Origin of the sequence: Streptomyces sp. NPDC001137, assembly GCF_040298885.1 — a bacterium.
In the GTDB taxonomy this organism is placed as follows: domain Bacteria; phylum Actinomycetota; class Actinomycetes; order Streptomycetales; family Streptomycetaceae; genus Streptomyces.
This window is the reverse complement of record NZ_JBEPBA010000004.1, coordinates 241,974-260,608: the sequence shown is the minus strand read 5'-3', so window position 1 is coordinate 260,608 and position 18,635 is coordinate 241,974. Positions and strand designations below refer to the sequence as shown.

Genomic DNA, 18,635 nt, shown 5'->3' with positions numbered 1-18,635 from the left:
CGTCGCTCAGCCCTTGCTGAGTTCCCAGAACCGGAAGACCGTCGACGCGTCGAGGCAGTACTCGAGGCCGTAGACGTTCTCGCGGGTGACCGCGTACTGCTTGGCCTGCCAGACCGGGAGGACGGGCAGCTGGTCGGCGACGATGTCCTGCAGCCTGCCGTAGTCGTTGTCGGTCGCGGCGCGGTCGCTCTCGGCGGCGGTGCGCGGGATGAGGGTGCCGGTGATCATGCTGTTCCTGTAGTTGTTGCTCAGCACGTTGCCCCGGCCGAAGAAGGGTGCCGTGAAGTTGTCGGCGTCCGGGTAGTCGGGCACCCAGCCCTTCACGTACACGCCGTACTTGCCCTTGGCGATGTCCTTCTCGTACTGGTCGAAGGCCACGGACTTGACGTCGGCCCGGAAGAGGCCGCTGGCGTTGAGCTGTCCCGCGATCGCCTTCAGCTCCTGGTCGGTGGCCGGGCCGTAGCGCGAAGGGGTGGACCAGAGGGTCAGCTTGACCTTGCCGGTGATGCCCTCGTTCCTCAGGGCGGCGGCGGCCTTGGCCGGTGAGGGGCTGGCACCGTAGGTGTCGAAGAAGGCCGTGTTGTGGCCTGCGATACCCGCCGGGATGATCGAGTACAGCGGGGTGGCCGTGCCCTGGTAGACGTCCTTGATGAGGGCGTCGCGGTCGAGCAGGTAGGCGATGGCCTTGCGCACGCCCAGCTTCCCGGTGACCGGGTCCTTCATGTTGAAGACCAGGTGCTGGACCTCGGCGCTGCTGCCCTCGACGACCTCGGCCTTGGAGTTGTTGTCGGCGTTCTGGATGTCGGCGATGTCGCGTGCGCTCAGGCCCCGGTAGGCGATGTCGACCGTGCCGTCGAGCAGCGCCTTCTTCAGGGAGGACGGGTCGCCGTGGAAGAACTTCAGCGTCACGCCGGAGTTCTTCGCCTTCGCGTTGCCCCGGTAGTTGCCGTTGACCGAGAAGACGGCCTTGTCGTCGCCGAACGAGTCCAGCTTGTACGGGCCGGAGCCGACCGCCTGGCCGTCCTTGCGCAGCTTGTTCCCGTCGTACTGGTTGTGGTCGACGATGGAGCCCGCACCGGAGGCGATCTTGCTCGGGAAGGTGGCGTCGGGCACCTTCAGCCGGAAGACGACGGTCTTGGCGTCCGGCGTCTCGACCTTGTCCAGCATGGGGAACATGATGGCGGGACCGGCAGCGTCGTTGATCTTGAGCATGCGGTCGAAGGAGAACTTGACGTCCTTCGAGGTGAGCGAGTCACCGTTGCTGAACTTGAGGCCGTCCTTGAGGGTGCACCGGTAGACCTTGGTGGACGTGTCGGTGAAGGTGCACGACTTGGCGGCCTCCGGCTCGGGCTCCGTGCCTCCGTCGGGGAAGCTGAGCAGCGACTGGAAGACGTTGTTGAACAACAGCCAGGAACCCGGGTCGTAACCGGAGGCGGGGTCGGTGGCCAGGACGTCGTCCGACATCCCCATGACGACGGCCGAGCCGGTCCCCCCTGCGTCCGAGCCGCCCGTTCCGCAGCCGGTCAAAAGGCCGGAGGCCAGCCCCGCCACTACGGGCAGGACCGGCCACTGGTTACGCATGTTCACTGCTTGTGCCTTCTCGTCGAATTCGGAACCCCGGGGCCACGCTCCCCGGCCCCGGGGACGAGAGAGATCAGCCGCTCACGCCACGGCCGAGCTCCCACAGCTGCAGGGTCGAGGAGGAGTTGAGCGCGTACGCGGTCCCCGTAACGTCACCGCGGGCGGCGACGTACTGCTTGCCCTGCCACAGCGGCAGGATCGGGACGTCGTCGGCGACGATGTCCTGGATCTCGGTCAGGTTGGAGGAGGCCGCGAGGCGGTCGGCCTCACGACGGGACGCCGGGATCAGCGTGTTGATGATCTTACTGTTGCGGTAGGGCGACTTGAGGAAGTTGTCCTTGTCGAGGAAGGGCGCGAGGTAGTTGTCGGCGTCCGGGAAGTCCGGGAACCAGCCCATGCCCCAGACGTCGTACTTGCCCTTGCGCTCGGCCGGCACGAACGTCGTCCAGGGCGCGCCCTGGACGTCGACGTCGAACAGTCCGCTGTCGTTGAGCTGCTTCTGAAGGACCTCGAACTCCTTCTTGGTGGCCGAGCCGTAGTGGTCGGTCGTGTAGTGCAGCGTCAGCTTCACCGGGGTGGTGATGTTGGCGGCGGTCAGCAGGGCCTTGGCCTTGGCGGTGCTGGGGTCGCCGTACTTGTTGAAGAACGAGTTGGAGTGGCCGGTGATGCTCGCCGGGACCAGCGAGTACAGCGGCTCGGCCTGGGTGCCGTAGACCTTGGCGACGATCTCGCCGCGGTTGATCAGCTGGGCCATCGCCTGACGGACGGCCTTGTTCTTCACGGTCGGCGCGTTGGTGTTGAAGGCGAGGTAGCGGATCTCCAGACCTGCCATCTCGACCAGGTCCTCGTTGCTGTCCGTGCCGGCGGACAGCTTCTGAATCTGCTCCGGCGCCATGGTGCGGGTCATGACGTCGATGTCACCCTTGTCGAGGGCCTTGCCCATCGCGTCGGCGTCCGCGTAGGAGATCATGTCGACCTTGGAGTTGTTCACCTTCAGCGTCCCCTTGTAGTTGGGGTTCTTGGTGAACGTGGCCTTGACGATCTCGTCGTTCTTGACGTCGGCGGAGAGGGTGTACGGGCCGGACCCGTCGACGTCGAAGCCGTCGCGCAGCTTGTTCTTCTCGTAGTCGGCGGGGTTGACGATGCCCGCGACCGGAGTCGACAGCTTGTACGGGAAGGTGGCGTCCGCGGTCTTCAGGTGGAAGATGACCTGGTTGTCGCCCTGCGTCTCGACGGTGTCGATGGTGTTGAGCAGGGCGGAGACACCGGAGTCGGCCTTGATGGCGCGGGCTCGGTCGATGGAGTACTTCACATCGGCCGCGGTGATCTTGTCGCCGTTGGAGAACTTCAGGCCGTCGCGCAGCGTGCACGCGTAGCGCTCGTTGCCCGAGTCGGTGAAGCCGCAGCTCTGCGCGGCCTCGGGCACGGGGTCGCCCTCGCCCTTCGGCTGGATCATCAGGGTCTGCACGGTCTGGCGCAGGATGTTCCAGGTGCCGACGTCGTACGCGTACGCCGGATCGAGCGGCGCGGGTGCGTCCTTCGTGGCGGTGAACCGGTCCGTGGTGCCGACGGCGATCGCGTCCCCGCCGCTGCCGCTGCTGTCGGAACTGCCACAGGCGGCGAGCACGGGTGCGAGCAGGCCGACCACGGCCGGCAGCACCAAAGTCTTGCGGTTCATGCTCGTGTTTCTCCAGAGCTGTTCAGGTCCGTGTATCCGGCATGCAGGGGTGTCGCGGCGGATCACGGGGGTAGAGGCGATGGTTCTCGCGACGAGATTAGTCCGCACCAGCAGGGCGGTTCGCGGTCACCGGAGTTGAGGCCCCATCACGCAGCGAAACCGGTTGCGGACAGACCGAAAACCCGACCGGGGAAGGATTCGTGCAGCGTTCCATCAATCGGGACACAAGGGCACGTCCTCGCACCCCGAAACGGGGCGAAGAGCACAGCCCGCACGACCTGTCGAGGCCCGGGTGAGTGGGGAACCTCACATTCCCAATGGCAGGGATGAGCACCGGAATTGGGCCATCCCCGCGCTGCGAATTCTCTCGTACACCAGCCCTGGGAATTCATGTCCTATCAGTTCTGCACGCTGGGTGAACGCTCAGCGCATTTCCGTCATCGAGTGGCGATCAGTGGGTGATCAGAGCGTGATCAATCCGCGCAGAAATGCCAGGTCGACGTCTTCGAGGGAGCTGACGACCGTGCGCCGGTCGGCGGGGGCGATGGGGGCCACCGAGGGCACCACGACCACATGACAGCCGGCCGCCTCGGCCGACGCGACACCGGTGGCGGTGTCCTCGACGACCGCGCATCTGGCCGGATCCACGCCCAGTCCGGCGGCCGCGGTCAGATACGGGTCGGGGTGCGGCTTGGTGCGCGGCACCTCGTCGCCGGCCACCGACAGGGCGAAGTGCTGCGGGCCGAGGGAGCTGAGCACGCGGTCGATGATGCGCCGGTGGGAGGCGGAGACCAGGGCGGTGGGGATCTCGTACTCGGAGAGTTCGGCGAGCAGCCTGGCGGCGCCCGGCATCAGTGGCAGGGCGCGGTCGATGCGGTCCTCGAAGCCCTGGTTGAGCAGCACCGTCAGTTCGGCGAGGGTGATGTCGGCGCCGGTGGCCTCGATCAGGAACCCCGCGCTGCGGGTCATGGGACCGCCGACCACGACATGGCGCCAGGTGTCGTCCAGGGTGTGGCCGAGGCCGGCGAAGATCTCGACCTCGACGTCCCACCAGAAGCCCTCGGTGTCCACGAGGGTTCCGTCCATGTCGAGGAGTACGGCCTGCAGGGCTGAGCCTTCGGCCGTACGGGTTCCGAGCGCGGGGACCGTACTGGTCATCCGGGCGCACCTCCTTGAGGGGCGAGCAGGCCGGTTCCCGCGCGGGGAACCGGCCTGCAGTGGACCGACCAGTGTACGACTGTTGCGGCCGAAGCGCCTCGTTTATCCGGCGTGGTCCGGGGCACATCGTGTATACCGCCGGGGGCCGCCTTGACGTGCGCCGATGTGCCGTCGGGGGACCCTTTCCGCCGGGGTTACTCAGCGGGCGTTGAAGTACTTCGCCTCGGGGTGGTGGATCACGATCGCGTCGGTGGACTGCTCCGGGTGCAGCTGGAACTCCTCGGAGAGGTGGACGCCGATGCGCTCCGGCTCCAGCAGGTCGGCGATCTTGGCGCGGTCCTCCAGGTCCGGGCAGGCTCCATAGCCGAGGGAGAAGCGGGCGCCGCGGTACTTCAGGGCGAACATGTCCTCGATCTCGCTCGGGTCCTCGCCGGCGAAGCCCAGCTCCGAACGCACGCGCGCGTGCCAGTACTCGGCGAGCGCCTCCGCCAACTGGACGGACAGGCCGTGCAGTTCGAGGTAGTCGCGGTAGGCGTTGGCCTCGAACATACGGGCCGTCTCCTCGCCGATCCGCGAGCCGACGGTGACGACCTGCAGGCCGACCACGTCGGTCTCCCCCGCCTCCTCGGGGCGGAAGAAGTCCGCCAGGCACAGCCGGCGGCCACGGCGCTGACGCGGGAAGGTGAAGCGGGTGCGCTCGTTGCCCTGTTCGTCCAGGATGATCAGGTCGTCGTCCTTGGAGACGCACGGGAAGTAGCCGTAGACCACGGCGGCTTCCAGCAGGTTCTCGGTCTGCAGCCGGTCCAGCAGACCGCGCAGCCGCGGCCGGCCTTCGGTCTCGACGAGCTCCTCGTACGTCGGTCCTTCACCGGTGCGGGCCTGCTTGAGGCCCCACTGGCCCTTGAACAGGGCGCCTTCGTCGAGCCAGCTCGCGTACTCCTTGAGCTGGATGCCCTTGATGACGCGGGTGCCCCAGAAGGGCGGGGTGGGGATGGGGTTGTCGGTGGCGACGTCGGAGCGGACGTGGCCCTCCTCCGGGCGCTCCTCCACCTCGACGGCCGAAGTCGCGCGCACCCGGCGCTGCTTGAGCTCCGGCAGCGTCACGCCGGGCACGCCGCGCTTGACGCCGATCAGCGCATCCATCAGGCGCAGGCCCTCGAACGCGTCGCGGGCGTAGCGGACTTCGCCCTCGTAGAGCTCGTGGAGGTCCTGCTCGACATAGGCGCGGGTGAGGGCCGCGCCGCCGAGGATGACCGGGAAGTCGGCCGCCAGGCCGCGCTGGTTGAGCTCCTCCAGGTTCTCCTTCATGATCACCGTGGACTTGACCAGGAGTCCGGACATGCCGATGACGTCGGCGCGGTGCTCCTCGGCGGCCTCCAGGATCGCGGAGACCGGCTGCTTGATGCCGAGGTTGACCACGTTGTAGCCGTTGTTGGACAGGATGATGTCGACGAGGTTCTTGCCGATGTCGTGCACGTCCCCGCGCACGGTGGCCAGCACGATGGTGCCCTTGCCCTCGGCGTCCGACTTCTCCATGTGCGGTTCGAGGTGGGCGACCGCGGCCTTCATGACCTCCGCGGACTGGAGCACGAACGGCAGCTGCATCTGGCCGGAGCCGAACAGCTCGCCGACGACCTTCATGCCGTCCAGGAGCGTCTCGTTGACGATGTCGAGGGCCTTGCGGGTCTGGAGAGCCTCGTCGAGGTCGGCCTCCAGGCCGTTGCGCTCGCCGTCGATGATGCGGCGCTTGAGGCGCTCCTCCAGCGGGAGGGCGGCCAGCTCCTCGGCCTTGCCGGCCTTCAGCGACTTCGCGGTGGCGCCCTCGAACAGGGCCATCAGCTTCTGCAGCGGGTCGTAGCCCTCGCTGCGGCGGTCGTAGATGAGGTCGAGGGCCGTGGTGACCTCTTCCTCGCTGAACCGGGCGATCGGCAGGATCTTCGAGGCGTGCACGATCGCCGAGTCCAGGCCCGCCTTGACGCACTCGTCGAGGAAGACGGAGTTGAGCAGGATGCGCGCGGCCGGGTTGAGGCCGAAGGAGATGTTCGACAGGCCCAGCGTGGTCTGCACGTCCGGGTGGCGGCGCTTGAGTTCGCGGATCGCCTCGATGGTGGCGATGCCGTCCCCCCGGGACTCCTCCTGACCCGTGCAGATGGTGAAGGTCAGGGTGTCGATGAGGATGTCCGACTCATGGATGCCCCAGTTGCCCGTCAGGTCCTCGATCAGCCGCTCGGCGATCTCGACCTTCTTCTCCGGCGTACGGGCCTGGCCCTCCTCGTCGATGGTCAGCGCGATCAGCGCGGCGCCGTGCTCCTGCGCCAGCTTGGTGACCTTCGCGAAGCGGGACTCGGGGCCGTCGCCGTCCTCGTAGTTGACGGAGTTGATGACCGCGCGGCCGCCGAGCTTCTCCAGGCCCGCCCTGATGACGTCGACCTCGGTGGAGTCCAGCACGATCGGCAGGGTGGAGGCGGTGGCGAAGCGGCCGGCCAGCTCCTCCATGTCGGCGACGCCGTCCCGGCCGACGTAGTCCACACACAGGTCCAGCATGTGGGCGCCCTCGCGGATCTGGTCGCGGGCCATCTCCACACAGTCGTCCCAGCGGCCGGCCAGCATGGCCTCGCGGAACTTCTTGGAGCCATTGGCATTGGTGCGCTCGCCGATCGCCAGGTACGAGGTGTCCTGGCGGAACGGCACCGTCTGGTAGAGGGAGGCGGCACCCGGCTCGGGCTGGGGGTTGCGCTCGGTGGGGGCCAGGTCACGGACCCGCTCGACGACCTGGCGCAGGTGCTCGGGGGTGGTGCCGCAGCAGCCGCCGACCAGGGAGAGGCCGTACTCGCGGACGAAGGTCTCCTGTGCGTCGGCGAGCTCCGGCGCCGTGAGGGGGTAGTGGGCGCCGTCCTTGCCGAGGACCGGAAGGCCCGCGTTGGGCATGCAGGACAGCCGGATGCGCGAGTGGCGGGCCAGGTAGCGCAGGTGCTCGCTCATCTCGGCCGGGCCGGTCGCGCAGTTCAGGCCGATCATGTCGATGCCGAGCGGCTCCAGGGCCGTCAGTGCGGCGCCGATCTCCGAGCCGAGCAGCATGGTGCCGGTCGTCTCCACCGTCACCGACACGATCAGCGGGACCTCGTATCCGGCGGTCTCCATCGCCCGGCGGGCGGCCAGCACGGAGGCCTTGGTCTGCAGCAGGTCCTGGGTGGTCTCCACGAGCAGCGCGTCCGCGCCGCCGGCGAGCAGGCCCTCGGCGTTCTGCTGGTAGGCGTCACGGATGGCGTTGAAGGTGGTGTGACCGAGGGTGGGCAGCTTGGTGCCGGGGCCCATCGATCCGAGCACCCAGCGCTGCCGGCCGTCGCGGGCGGCGAACTCGTCCGCCGTCTCACGGGCGATACGGGCGCCGGCCTCGGACAGCTCGGCGACGCGCTCGGGGATGTCGTACTCGCCGAGAGCGGTGAGGTTCGCACCGAAGGTGTTGGTCTCCACGCAGTCCACGCCCGCGTCGAAGTACGCGGAGTGCACCGAGCGGACGATGTCGGGGCGGGTGACGTTGAGGACCTCGTTGCAGCCCTCCAGCTGCTGGAAGTCGTCCAGCGTGGGGTCCTGCGCCTGCAGCATGGTGCCCATGGCTCCGTCGGCGACCACCACTCGGGTGGTGAGCGCCTCACGGAGCGCGGACACACGGGTCCGGCTGTCGGCGGAAGGGGTCAGTGGCGACGAGGCCATGAAGGGGCTCCCTTAGGTGCGACGGCTGTCGGCTTTGCGTCTGTCCGGGATCTGCCCCGGCAGGCGCACCTCGCCAGGGTAACCGGGGTCGGCCGGGGATGGTCAGGGGCGTCCACGGGACGGACGAGGATGACGGGCAGGTCACCGACGGGATACCAGTGACACAACAGAACCCGACGGAAACGCACCGACCATTAGCGAGAGGTCGACATCGACCGGTAGTGTTCGACATTGCCGAACAGCGGCAGCGACGTCGCGCGTCGACGGTCGAAGGGGACGGAGGCAGTACGGCGATGGCACGGAACATCCAGTCGCTCGAACGGGCGGCCGCGATGCTGCGGCTGCTCGCGGGCGGCGAGCGACGGCTCGGCCTCTCGGACATCGCCTCGTCACTGGGCCTCGCCAAGGGCACCGCCCACGGGATTCTGCGCACCCTCCAGCAGGAGGGTTTCGTCGAGCAGGACGACGCCTCCGGGCGCTATCAGCTGGGCGCCGAACTGCTGCGCCTCGGCACCACCTATCTCGACGTGCACGAGCTGCGGGCGCGCGCCCTGGTGTGGACGGACGACCTGGCCCGGTCCAGTGGGGAGAGCGTGTATCTCGGCGTCCTGCACCAGCAGGGCGTACTGATCGTGCACCACGTCTTCCGGCCCGACGACAGCCGTCAGGTGCTGGAGATAGGGGCCATGCAGCCGCTGCACTCCACGGCCCTGGGCAAGGTCCTTTCGGCCTACGACCCGGTCGCGCACAGCGAGGCCATCGAGGCCGACCGCAAGCCCTTCACCGACCGCACCGTGTGCGAGCAGGAGGACTTCGAGCACATCCTCGACCTCTCGCGTGCGCGGGGCTACGCGGCCGACGTCGAGGAGACCTGGGAGGGCGTCGCGTCCGTCGCCGCGCCCATCCACGACCGGCGGCGGATGCCCGTGGGCGCGGTGGGGATCACCGGCGCCGTGGAGCGGCTGTGCCGGGACGGCGAGCTGCGCCCGGAACTGATCGCCGCGGTGCGCGACTGCGCCCGTGCGGTCTCGCGGGACCTGGGCGCCGGACGGTTCTGACAGGCACAGCGGGAAGCGGGAGACGGCCGGGACGCGGAACAGCGCCCCGGCCTCCGTCGTGCCCGGGAACGGCCCGGCGAACCGGCTGGTCGGTACGCCGTGTGCTTGTTACCCGGCCGTACGCAGCTGACCTGCAAGATCGACTGCTCACAGCGATCGATAACGATCGGATTTTCGCCGCCACAGGCCCTTGACGCACACCTGAGGCCGGAGCAAGACTCCCGTCCATCGGTCGGCATTGTCGAACACCTACCGGCAATACGCGCTAGAGTGTGACAACGCCAAGGGCCGGTATTCGCTCTCACCCCCGAGGGCAGCTCGAACTCCCGGAGGGACCCGGGGTTCGGTCCCCTGGACGAAGGACAAAGGAGTCGCGGGTGTCCAGCTCCGACATCTTCATCGGCGAGACCATCGGTACCGCCATACTCATCCTGCTCGGCGGCGGCGTCTGCGCCGCCGTGACGCTGAAGGCCTCCAAGGCCCGTAACGCCGGCTGGCTGGCCATCACCTTCGGGTGGGGCTTCGCGGTACTCACGGCGGTCTACACCTCGGCGCCGCTCTCCGGCGCCCACCTCAACCCGGCCGTGACGCTCGCGCTCGCGCTCAAGAAGGACGGCATCGACTGGAGCGACGTCCCGGTCTACTGGGGCGGGCAGCTGCTCGGCGCCGCGATCGGCGCGGCCCTGGTCTGGGTCGCCTACTACGGTCAGTTCCACGCGCACCTCACCGACAAGGAGATCGTCGGCGGTCCGGGTGCGCAGGCCACGGCGGCCAAGGCCGTCGAGGCCCAGGAGAAGGGCGCCGGCCCGGTCCTGGGCATCTTCTCCACCGGCCCCGAGGTCCGGGTCGCCTGGCAGAACGTCGCCACCGAGGTCATCGGCACCATCGTGCTGGTGCTCGCCGTCCTCACGCAGGGCCTCAACGACAGCGGCAAGGGCCTGGGCGTCCTGGGTGCCCTGATCACCTCGCTCGTCGTCGTCTCCATCGGTCTGTCCCTCGGCGGTCCGACCGGCTACGCGATCAACCCGGCCCGTGACCTCGGTCCGCGCATCGTGCACGCCCTCCTGCCCCTGCCCAACAAGGGCGGCTCCGACTGGGGCTACGCCTGGGTCCCGGTCGTCGGTCCCCTGATCGGCGCCGCGATCGCCGCAGGCATCTACAACGTCGCTTTTGCTTAAGAGCACCGGCCTTCACCGCACTTAAACAGCACCGCGCCGTACAGACAGCCCCTATCCACGGAACTTCAGGAGCACACCGTGACCGACGCCCACACCGCCGGCCCCTTCATCGCCGCGATCGACCAGGGCACCACCTCTTCCCGCTGCATCGTCTTCGACCGCGACGGACGTATCGTCTCCGTGGACCAGAAGGAGCACGAGCAGATCTTCCCGAAGCCGGGCTGGGTCGAGCACAACGCCAACGAGATCTGGACCAACGTCCAGGAAGTCGTCGCCGGAGCCATCCAGAAGGCCGGCATCACCCGTGACGACATCAAGGCCATCGGCATCACCAACCAGCGCGAGACCACGCTGCTCTGGGACAAGAACACCGGTGAGCCCGTCCACAACGCCATCGTCTGGCAGGACACCCGCACCGACGCCCTGTGCAAGGAGCTCGGGCGCAACGTCGGCCAGGACCGCTTCCGCCGCGAGACGGGCCTTCCGCTGGCCTCCTACTTCGCCGGCCCCAAGGCCCGCTGGCTGCTCGACAACGTCGAGGGCCTGCGCGAGCGCGCCGAGCGCGGCGACATCCTGTTCGGCACCATGGACACCTGGGTCATCTGGAACCTGACCGGTGGTGTCGACGGCGGCAAGCACTACACCGACGTCACCAACGCCTCCCGCACCATGCTGATGAACCTGCACACGCTGGAGTGGGACGAGAAGATCGCCGAGTCCATCGGCGTCCCGCTGGCGATGCTGCCGGAGATCCGCTCCTCCGCCGAGGTCTACGGCGAGATCAAGGGCGGCAAGCTGGGCGACCTGCTCGGCGGCATCCCGGTCGCCTCCGCGCTCGGCGACCAGCAGGCGGCCCTGTTCGGCCAGACCTGTTTCGCGGAGGGCGAGGCCAAGTCGACGTACGGCACCGGCACCTTCATGCTGCTGAACACCGGCGAGAAGATCATCAACTCGTACAGCGGCCTGCTGACCACCGTCGGCTACCGCATCGGCGACGACAAGCCGGTCTACGCCCTGGAGGGCTCGATCGCCGTCACCGGTTCGCTGGTGCAGTGGATGCGCGACCAGATGGGTCTGATCTCCACCGCCGCCGAGATCGAGACGCTCGCGCTCTCGGTCGAGGACAACGGCGGCGCCTACTTCGTGCCGGCCTTCTCCGGTCTGTTCGCCCCGTACTGGCGCTCCGACGCCCGCGGTGTGATCGCCGGTCTGACCCGGTACGTCACCAAGGCGCACCTCGCGCGCGCCGTCCTGGAGGCCACCGCCTGGCAGACCCGTGAGATCACGGACGCCATGACCAAGGACTCCGGTGTCGAGCTCGCGGCCCTCAAGGTCGACGGCGGCATGACCTCCAACAACCTGCTGATGCAGACCCTCTCGGACTTCCTGGACGCGCCCGTGGTGCGCCCGATGGTCGCCGAGACGACCTGCCTCGGTGCCGCCTACGCCGCCGGTCTCGCCGTCGGCTTCTGGACCAGCACCGACGACCTGCGTGCCAACTGGCGCCGGGCCGCCGAGTGGACCCCCCGCATGGACGCGGAGACCCGCGACCGTGAGTACAAGAGCTGGCTCAAGGCCGTCGAGCGGACGATGGGCTGGCTCGAGGACGAAGAGAGCTGACGAGGGCTCTGCCAAGTCCCTCGAAAGCTCTGATGAGGAGTAAGAACCCGAAATGACCAGTCAGTCCACCCTGCAGTCCGTGCCTGCCCTGGGTACGCGCCCGGCCTCCGGCTCCAACCCGAGCCGCGCCGAGACCCGGGAGCAGCTCGCCAAGGCGTCGTACGACCTCCTCGTGATCGGCGGCGGCATCCTGGGCATCTCCACCGCCTGGCACGCCGCGCAGTCCGGCCTCAGGGTGGCGCTGGTCGACGCCGGCGACTTCGCCGGCGCCACCTCTTCCGCCTCCTCCAAGCTGCTCCACGGCGGTCTGCGCTATCTGCAGACCGGCGCGGTGAAGCTGGTGGCGGAGAACCACTTCGAGCGCCGTGCGGTGTCTCGTCAGGTGGCCCCCCACCTGGCGAACCCGCTCACGTTCTACCTCCCCGTGTACAAGGGCGGGCCGCACGGCGCTGCGAAGCTCGGGGCGGGCGTCTTCGCCTACTCCGCGCTCTCCGCGTTCGGTGACGGCGTCGGCCACCTCCTGTCCCCCGCCAAGGCGGCCCAGGACGTGCCCGAGCTGCGCACCGAGAACCTCAAGGCCGTGGCCGTCTACGGCGACGACCAGATGAACGACGCGCGCATGGCGCTGATGACGGTCCGTGCGGCCGTCGAGGCGGGCGCGGTCGTCCTCAACCACGCCGAGGTGACCGGTCTCCGGTTCACCAAGGGCCGGGTGACGGGTGCGGACCTCAAGGACCGTACGACGGGTGACGAGTTCGGCGTCAACGCCCGGCTGGTGCTCAACGCGACCGGCCCGTGGGTCGATCACCTGCGCCGTATGGAGGACCCGAATGCCGCGCCGTCGATCCGGCTGTCGAAGGGCGCGCATCTGGTCCTGAAGCGCACCTCCCCGTGGAAGGCGGCGCTCGCCACCCCCATCGACAAGTACCGCATCACCTTCGCCCTCCCCTGGGAGGACATGCTGCTTCTCGGCACGACCGACGAGGAGTTCGAGGGCGACCCGGCGGATGTCTCCGTCACCGAGAAGGACATATCCCAGATCCTGGACGAGGCCGCGTTCTCCGTCCGGGACCAGCAGCTCAGCCGTGATCTGATCACGTACTCCTTCGCGGGCCTGCGTGTGCTGCCGGGCGGCCCCGGCGACACGGCGAAGGCCAAGCGCGAGACCGTCGTGACGGAAGGCCGGGGCGGGATGCTGTCCGTCGCGGGCGGCAAGTGGACGACCTTCCGGCACATCGGCCGTACGGTGATGCAGAAGCTGGAGGCGCTGCCGGGCGCTCCCCTGGGCGACGACTTCGAGCCCATCTCCTCGCTGCCGAAGAAGCTGCCGCTGCCGGGTGTCGCCAACCCGCGTGCGGTCGCCCACCGGCTGCTGGTGGACAACCCGGCGCCCGGTCCGCGCATGGCCGCCGACACCGCCAAGCACCTGGCCACGCACTACGGTTCGCTGTCCTTCGACATCGCCCGCCTCGCCAACGAGAACCCTGAGCTGGGCGAGCGGGTCCACCCCGACGCTCCGGAGATCTGGGCGCAGGTGGTGTACGCCCGGGACAACGAGTGGGCCGAGACGGCGGACGACGTGCTGCGCCGTCGTACGACGCTGACGATCCGGGGCCTGGCCACGGACGAGGTCCGCGCCAAGGTCCAGGACCTGCTCGACAAGAAGTGACCTCGCGCCGGCCCCTTCCCTGACCAGGGCCGGCACGATCGGGGAACGGCCCCTCTCCCCTAGGGGGCCGGATCCGCGAGAAGGGCGACTCCGCGCCGACGGAGCCGCCCTTTTCGCGTGCGCCCGCCGTTGTCAGTGGCGGGTGTTCTCATAGGGGCATGAACAGTGATCAGGCCAGTGCCGAGGATCTCGCCGCCCTCCGGGCGGCGTTCGGCGTGGACGACGGCGGGGAGTCGGCGCTCGGCTGGGACGCGGTGCGCGCCTTCGAGGCGGAGCACGGGGTGGTACTGCCGGAGCCGTATCGGACGTTCGTGGCGGAGGTGTCCGACGGATCGCACCAGGGGCCGCCGGAGTACGGGCTCGTGGGGCTGGCCGACCTGCCCGACGACTGGGCGGACGACGGGACGGGGCGCAGGCCGGGCGAGCCGTTCCCGCTCACCACGGCCTGGCTCTGGGAGGAGGACGACGGGCCGTACGAGGATCCCGAGGCGGTCATCGAGCAGGTCCTCAACCATGGGTCGATCGTGCTGGGTACGGACGGGTGCGCGATGAACTGGCATCTCGTCGTCAGCGGCCCCCAGCGCGGGCACATATGGCACATCACCGACGTGGGCGCGATGCCGTTCGGCTCGGAGTTCGGCTTCACGACCTCCGAGCCCGGCTTCGCCGGCTGGGTGAAGCACTGGGCGGCCGGCAAGGAGTGGTTCGACGCCCCGTCAGCCCAGTGATGTGACGAGCTCGCGTACGGCTGTCATGTCCGCCAACTCACCGCGGCGCACGAGCCACCAAGACCGGCGACGACATCCCCATCGAACTCCGCGGCGAGGCCGAGGTGTTGGAGTGGGGCGGCGTCCGGACGGCGCCTCCCGCGTCGCGGGGACACAACCCGGCGTTCGACGTGACGCCGGGGCGTCCGGTGACGGGGCTGGTGACGGAGCAGGGGGTTCTGGAGTTCGCCTCCGGCCGGCTGTCGGGTGAGCACCTGCGTGGACGGGCGGGTGCTGATGCGGGACCGTGGCCTGAGGACCCCCGACGAGGGCGCCGTCCTCGCCGACCTGGAGATTCTCGCCCTGACCTGAGCATTCGGCACCACGTTCAGCCCACTGAACCCTCATAATGGCCTGATACATCGGATGTCTGAACGACAGGTCTGAACGACAGGGAGGCCGCCCATGGCAGTCACCGACGAGGCGATCGAGAAGATCAAGGGAATGATCGTCTCCGGCGCGCTGCGCCCCGGCGACCGGCTGCCCAAGGAGAGCGAACTGGCCGCCGAGCTGGGGCTGTCCCGCAACTCGCTGCGGGAGGCCGTGCGGGCTCTGTCGCTGATCCGGATCCTGGACGTGCGGCAGGGCGACGGCACATATGTGACCAGCCTCGATCCACAGCTGCTGCTGGAGGCGCTGAGCTTCGTCGTCGACTTCCACCGCGACGACACGGTGCTGGAGTTCCTGGCGGTGCGCCGCATCCTGGAGCCGGCCGCCACGGCGATGGCCGCCTCCAGGATCAGCGAACAGCAACTGGACGCGCTCTACGCCCAGTTGGAGAAGCTCGGGGACACTCCGTCGGTGGAGGAGCTGGTCGCCTGTGACCTCGACTTCCACCGGGGCATCGTGCAGAGCTCCGGCAACTCGGTGCTGTGCTCGCTGCTGGACGGTCTGTCGGGGCCGACCACCCGGGCGCGCATCTGGCGCGGTCTGACCCAGGAGGACGCGGTCAGCCGCACCCTGCACGAGCACCGCGCGATCCTGGCCGCCCTGCGCGACCGGGACGCGGAGGCCGCACGCTCCTGGGCGACGGTGCACATCGCGAGCGTGGAGCAGTGGCTCCGCTCGACGCTCTGAGCGGCTTCCCGCACGGGGGCCCGCGATGGCGATCATGGGTGTTCGAGGGCCCCGGACGGGGCAGTGATCCGTTCACTCCCCCGTGCAAGGGGGCTGCGAGCGCCCCCGCCGCACGCCGTAAGGTTGGGTGGTCAAGCGAGGGCACGTCGGAAGGAGGCCTGGGTGATCGAGCTCGAGGGGGTTCCCGAGCTGATCGACCCGGTCATGGTGGCCGCGTTCGAAGGCTGGAACGATGCCGGCGACGCCGCCTCCACCGCGGTCGCGCATCTGGACAGGGAGTGGAAGGGCGAGGTGTTCGCGGCGCTGGACGCCGAGGACTACTACGACTTCCAGGTGAACCGCCCCACGGTGTGGATGGACGGCGGCGTGCGCAAGATCACGTGGCCGACGACAAGGTTGTCGGTGGTCCGGGTCGGCGGCGAGAAGCCGCGCGATCTCGTACTCGTCCGGGGTATCGAACCGTCGATGCGGTGGCGCTCGTTCTGCAACGAGCTGCTGGGCTTCGCGCACGAACTGGGTGTGGAGCTGGTGGTGGTCCTCGGCGCCCTGCTGGGCGACACCCCGCACACCCGACCGGTCCCGATCAGCGGCACCACGTCCGACTCGGACCTGGCGCAGCGCATGGACCTGGAGGAGACCAAGTACGAGGGCCCGACGGGCATCGTCGGCGTCCTCCAGGAGGCCTGTACGCACGCGGGTGTGCCGGCGGTGTCGCTGTGGGCGGCGGTGCCGCACTACGTGTCGCAGCCGCCGAACCCGAAGGCGACGCTGGCCCTGCTCAACCGCCTGGAGGACCTGATCGACGTGCGCATCCCGCTGGGCGAGCTGCCCGAGGACGCGCGCGCCTGGCAGGTCGGCGTGGACCAGCTGGCCGCCGAGGACAGCGAGGTCGCGGAGTACGTGCAGACGCTGGAGGAGGCCCGGGACACCGCGGAGCTGCCGGAGGCCTCGGGCGAGGCGATCGCCCGCGAGTTCGAGCGGTATCTGCGGCGCCGGGACGGCGGAGGTCCGTCGAGCGGCGGACACGCGACCGCGGACGGCAGCGACAGCACGTCGTATCTGCGGGACAACCCCGGCGGCCGCAGCAAGCCGCCGAAGCCACCGAAGCCGGGTCCGGACGACGAGGAGTCGTCGGAGGACTAGCGGGGTCGACCGATGAGGGCGGTGCGCAGCTTGCGCACCGCCCTCTGTGCGTTCTCTCGCCCCGTCCCATGACTGATGACTCTGCAGTCTTTGGCCGGTTTGCTACGTGACCTCTGTTTCAAGACGGATTGCACACGCTACCCAATTCAACTTGTTTTCAAACCGAGTTGGTGAAGACGGTCTGGACGCCTCGCCGAGACCGTGCTTGGTTGTGCACCGATGGCGCACCCGCACGGACCGAAGGGAGCGGTACCGATGAGCGACCAGGTACAGCCGGCGCAAGGGCCGGGAACGTCCGGGCCGGGGCCCGACGGAGCGGGATTCACCTATCGAGGAGCCGAGCGGGAACTGATCGTCGTCGCCCGTCCCGAGGCCCGGCTGCGCGCCCAGGCCGAGGGCGTCCGCTCGGCCGCGGGGGCCGATGTCTCCGCTCTCAACATGTTCCTCAGCGACGAACAGCTGGCGCTGGAGCCGCTGTTCGGCAGCGAGGAGCGGCTGCAGCAGTCCGCCGCCCCGAGCGACGGCGGCGTGCCCGATCTGGCGATGTTCTACCGGGTGCGCGGCGGCGAGAGCCGCCGGGAGGAGCTGTGCTCGCGGATCGCCGCGCTGCCGGGCATCGAGACGGCGTACATCAAGCCCGGTGCCGTACCGGCGTCCCTGGCTCAGGAGAGCGGCCGGCTGAAGGAGGGGGCGCCCGTCACCCCCGACTTCAGCAGCCGTCAGGGTTATCTGCGCCCCGCGCCGGAGGGGATAGACGCCCACTGGGCTTGGCAGCGCCCCGGTGGTTCGGGTCAGGGGGTGACGGTCATCGACGTCGAGGGCGCCTGGCAGTTGGGCCATGAGGACCTGGCCGCCAAGCTGGCCGGCGTCGTGGTCGGCACCCCGCTGACCGACCTCGCCTGGCGCAACCACGGCACCGCCGTGATCGGTGTGATCGGCGGCGACCGCAATGAGTACGGCGTCAACGGCATCGTGCCCGAGGCGGTGACCGCGGCGGCGTCCTTCCAGGGCATCGGCACGGCGGCCGCGATCCATGCGGCGGCCGACCGGCTCGGCTCCGGCGACATCGTGCTGATCGAACTGCACCGCCCCGGACCGCGGTTCGAGTACGCCGAGCGCGACGACCAGCGCGGCTATGTCGCCGTCGAGTGGTGGCCGGACGACTTCGCGGCGATCCGGTACGCCACCGCCAAGGGCGTCCTGGTCGTCGAGGCGGCCGGCAACGGCGCCGAGTCGCTGGACGACGCCGTCTACGAGCGCCGCCCGGACGATTTCCCCGAGTGGTGGCGCAACCCGTTCAATCCCTCCAATCAGTCCTCCGGTGCCGTCCTGGTCGGCGCGGGCGCACCGCCGCCCGGCACGCACGGCCGCGACCACGGCCCGGACCGCTCCAGGCTCGCGTTCTCCAACTACGGCGCCCGGCTTGACGCCCAGGGCTGGGGCCGCGAGGTGACAACGACCGGCGGCTTCTGGGACAAGCCCGGCGATCTGCAGGGCGGGCCCGAGGAGATCGCCTGGTACACGGACACCTTCTCCGGGACCTCCTCCGCCTCCCCGGTGGTGGTCGGTGCCCTGGCCGCACTGCAGGGCATGCTCAAGGCGGCCGGCCAGCCGCCGATGTCCCCGGAGCGTGCGCGCGCCGTACTGCGGGCCACGGGCTCCCCGCAGCAGGACGCGCCGGGCCGGCCCGCCTCGCAGCGGATCGGCAACCGGCCCGACATCAAGGCGGCGGTCACCCATCTGCTGCCGGAGGCGGTCGGCTCGGGCCAGGCCGAACGGTACTGGGACGAGCTGCTGCCGTACCCCCGTGAACTCCCGCCCAGGCTGAGGCTGTTCGTGGCCGGCGCCTGGCGGAACCTGAACCACCCGTCCCCGGAGATCCGCCAGGCGGTGCACTCCGCCTTCGCGGGGGGACGGCCCGACGTCCGAGTGTGGTTCTCGGACGACGAGATCGTCGGCCTGGTCGTCACGGGCTGACGAATCCCAACCATC

At 69.3% G+C, this 18,635-nt stretch carries 12 protein-coding genes and 1 pseudogene; 9 read left to right on the top strand and 4 right to left on the bottom strand.

Translation table 11 applies throughout. The features are described from left to right. Positions 1-6: 6 nt before the first annotated feature. From ABT254_RS09730 to metH, 4 genes are all read right to left on the bottom strand, one after another. A complete protein-coding gene (locus ABT254_RS09730; RefSeq protein ID WP_351466173.1) occupies positions 7-1,587 on the bottom strand; it encodes an ABC transporter substrate-binding protein in 1,581 nt (526 codons plus the stop codon). 67 nt (positions 1,588-1,654) lie between these two features. Continuing rightward, positions 1,655-3,259: an ABC transporter substrate-binding protein gene (locus ABT254_RS09725; protein ID WP_351466170.1), complete on the bottom strand. Its 1,605-nt coding sequence runs from the start codon at positions 3,257-3,259 to the stop codon at positions 1,655-1,657. Positions 3,260-3,721: 462 nt separating this feature from the next. Beyond that, on the bottom strand, positions 3,722-4,417 hold the full coding sequence (locus ABT254_RS09720) for an HAD family hydrolase (protein ID WP_351466167.1): 696 nt from the start codon (positions 4,415-4,417) through the stop codon (positions 3,722-3,724). Positions 4,418-4,615: 198 nt separating this feature from the next. Continuing rightward, a complete protein-coding gene (gene metH, locus ABT254_RS09715) occupies positions 4,616-8,131 on the bottom strand; it encodes a methionine synthase (RefSeq protein ID WP_351466165.1) in 3,516 nt (1,171 codons plus the stop codon). 293 nt (positions 8,132-8,424) lie between these two features. Here metH and ABT254_RS09710 point away from each other — a divergent pair, with 293 nt between their 5' ends. The 9 genes and pseudogenes from ABT254_RS09710 (at position 8,425) to ABT254_RS09670 (ending at position 18,620) form a co-directional block, all read left to right on the top strand. Further along, positions 8,425-9,189 carry an IclR family transcriptional regulator gene (locus ABT254_RS09710; protein ID WP_099927649.1) on the top strand — a complete coding sequence of 255 codons (765 nt, stop codon included), beginning with the start codon at positions 8,425-8,427 and terminating at the stop codon, positions 9,187-9,189. A 377-nt stretch (positions 9,190-9,566) separates the two neighbouring features. Next, positions 9,567-10,367 carry an MIP/aquaporin family protein gene (locus ABT254_RS09705; protein ID WP_351466163.1) on the top strand — a complete coding sequence of 267 codons (801 nt, stop codon included), beginning with the start codon at positions 9,567-9,569 and terminating at the stop codon, positions 10,365-10,367. A gap of 78 nt (positions 10,368-10,445) precedes the next feature. Further along, the gene (gene glpK / locus ABT254_RS09700) at positions 10,446-11,987 is read left to right on the top strand and encodes a glycerol kinase GlpK (RefSeq protein WP_351466159.1); all 1,542 of its coding nucleotides are present in this window, start codon (positions 10,446-10,448) and stop codon (positions 11,985-11,987) included. A gap of 52 nt (positions 11,988-12,039) precedes the next feature. Further along, positions 12,040-13,656 (top strand): glycerol-3-phosphate dehydrogenase/oxidase, encoded by a 1,617-nt coding sequence (locus ABT254_RS09695; RefSeq protein ID WP_344404327.1) that lies wholly within the window; start codon positions 12,040-12,042, stop codon positions 13,654-13,656. A gap of 158 nt (positions 13,657-13,814) precedes the next feature. Then, positions 13,815-14,384, top strand: coding sequence for an SMI1/KNR4 family protein (locus tag ABT254_RS09690; RefSeq protein WP_351466155.1), 570 nt, complete (start codon positions 13,815-13,817; stop codon positions 14,382-14,384). Between the two features lie 20 nt (positions 14,385-14,404). Next, a pseudogene (locus ABT254_RS09685) lies at positions 14,405-14,644 on the top strand (S-methyl-5-thioribose-1-phosphate isomerase); the annotation flags it as partial. A 184-nt stretch (positions 14,645-14,828) separates the two neighbouring features. Then, positions 14,829-15,500, top strand: a complete 672-nt coding sequence (locus tag ABT254_RS09680; protein WP_351466152.1) for a FadR/GntR family transcriptional regulator — start codon at positions 14,829-14,831, stop codon at positions 15,498-15,500. Between the two features lie 162 nt (positions 15,501-15,662). Beyond that, positions 15,663-16,643: a PAC2 family protein gene (locus ABT254_RS09675; protein ID WP_351466149.1), complete on the top strand. Its 981-nt coding sequence runs from the start codon at positions 15,663-15,665 to the stop codon at positions 16,641-16,643. Positions 16,644-16,898: 255 nt separating this feature from the next. Then, complete coding sequence (locus tag ABT254_RS09670; RefSeq protein WP_351466146.1) at positions 16,899-18,620, top strand: S8 family peptidase; 1,722 nt, start codon at positions 16,899-16,901, stop codon at positions 18,618-18,620. Positions 18,621-18,635: the final 15 nt, after the last annotated feature.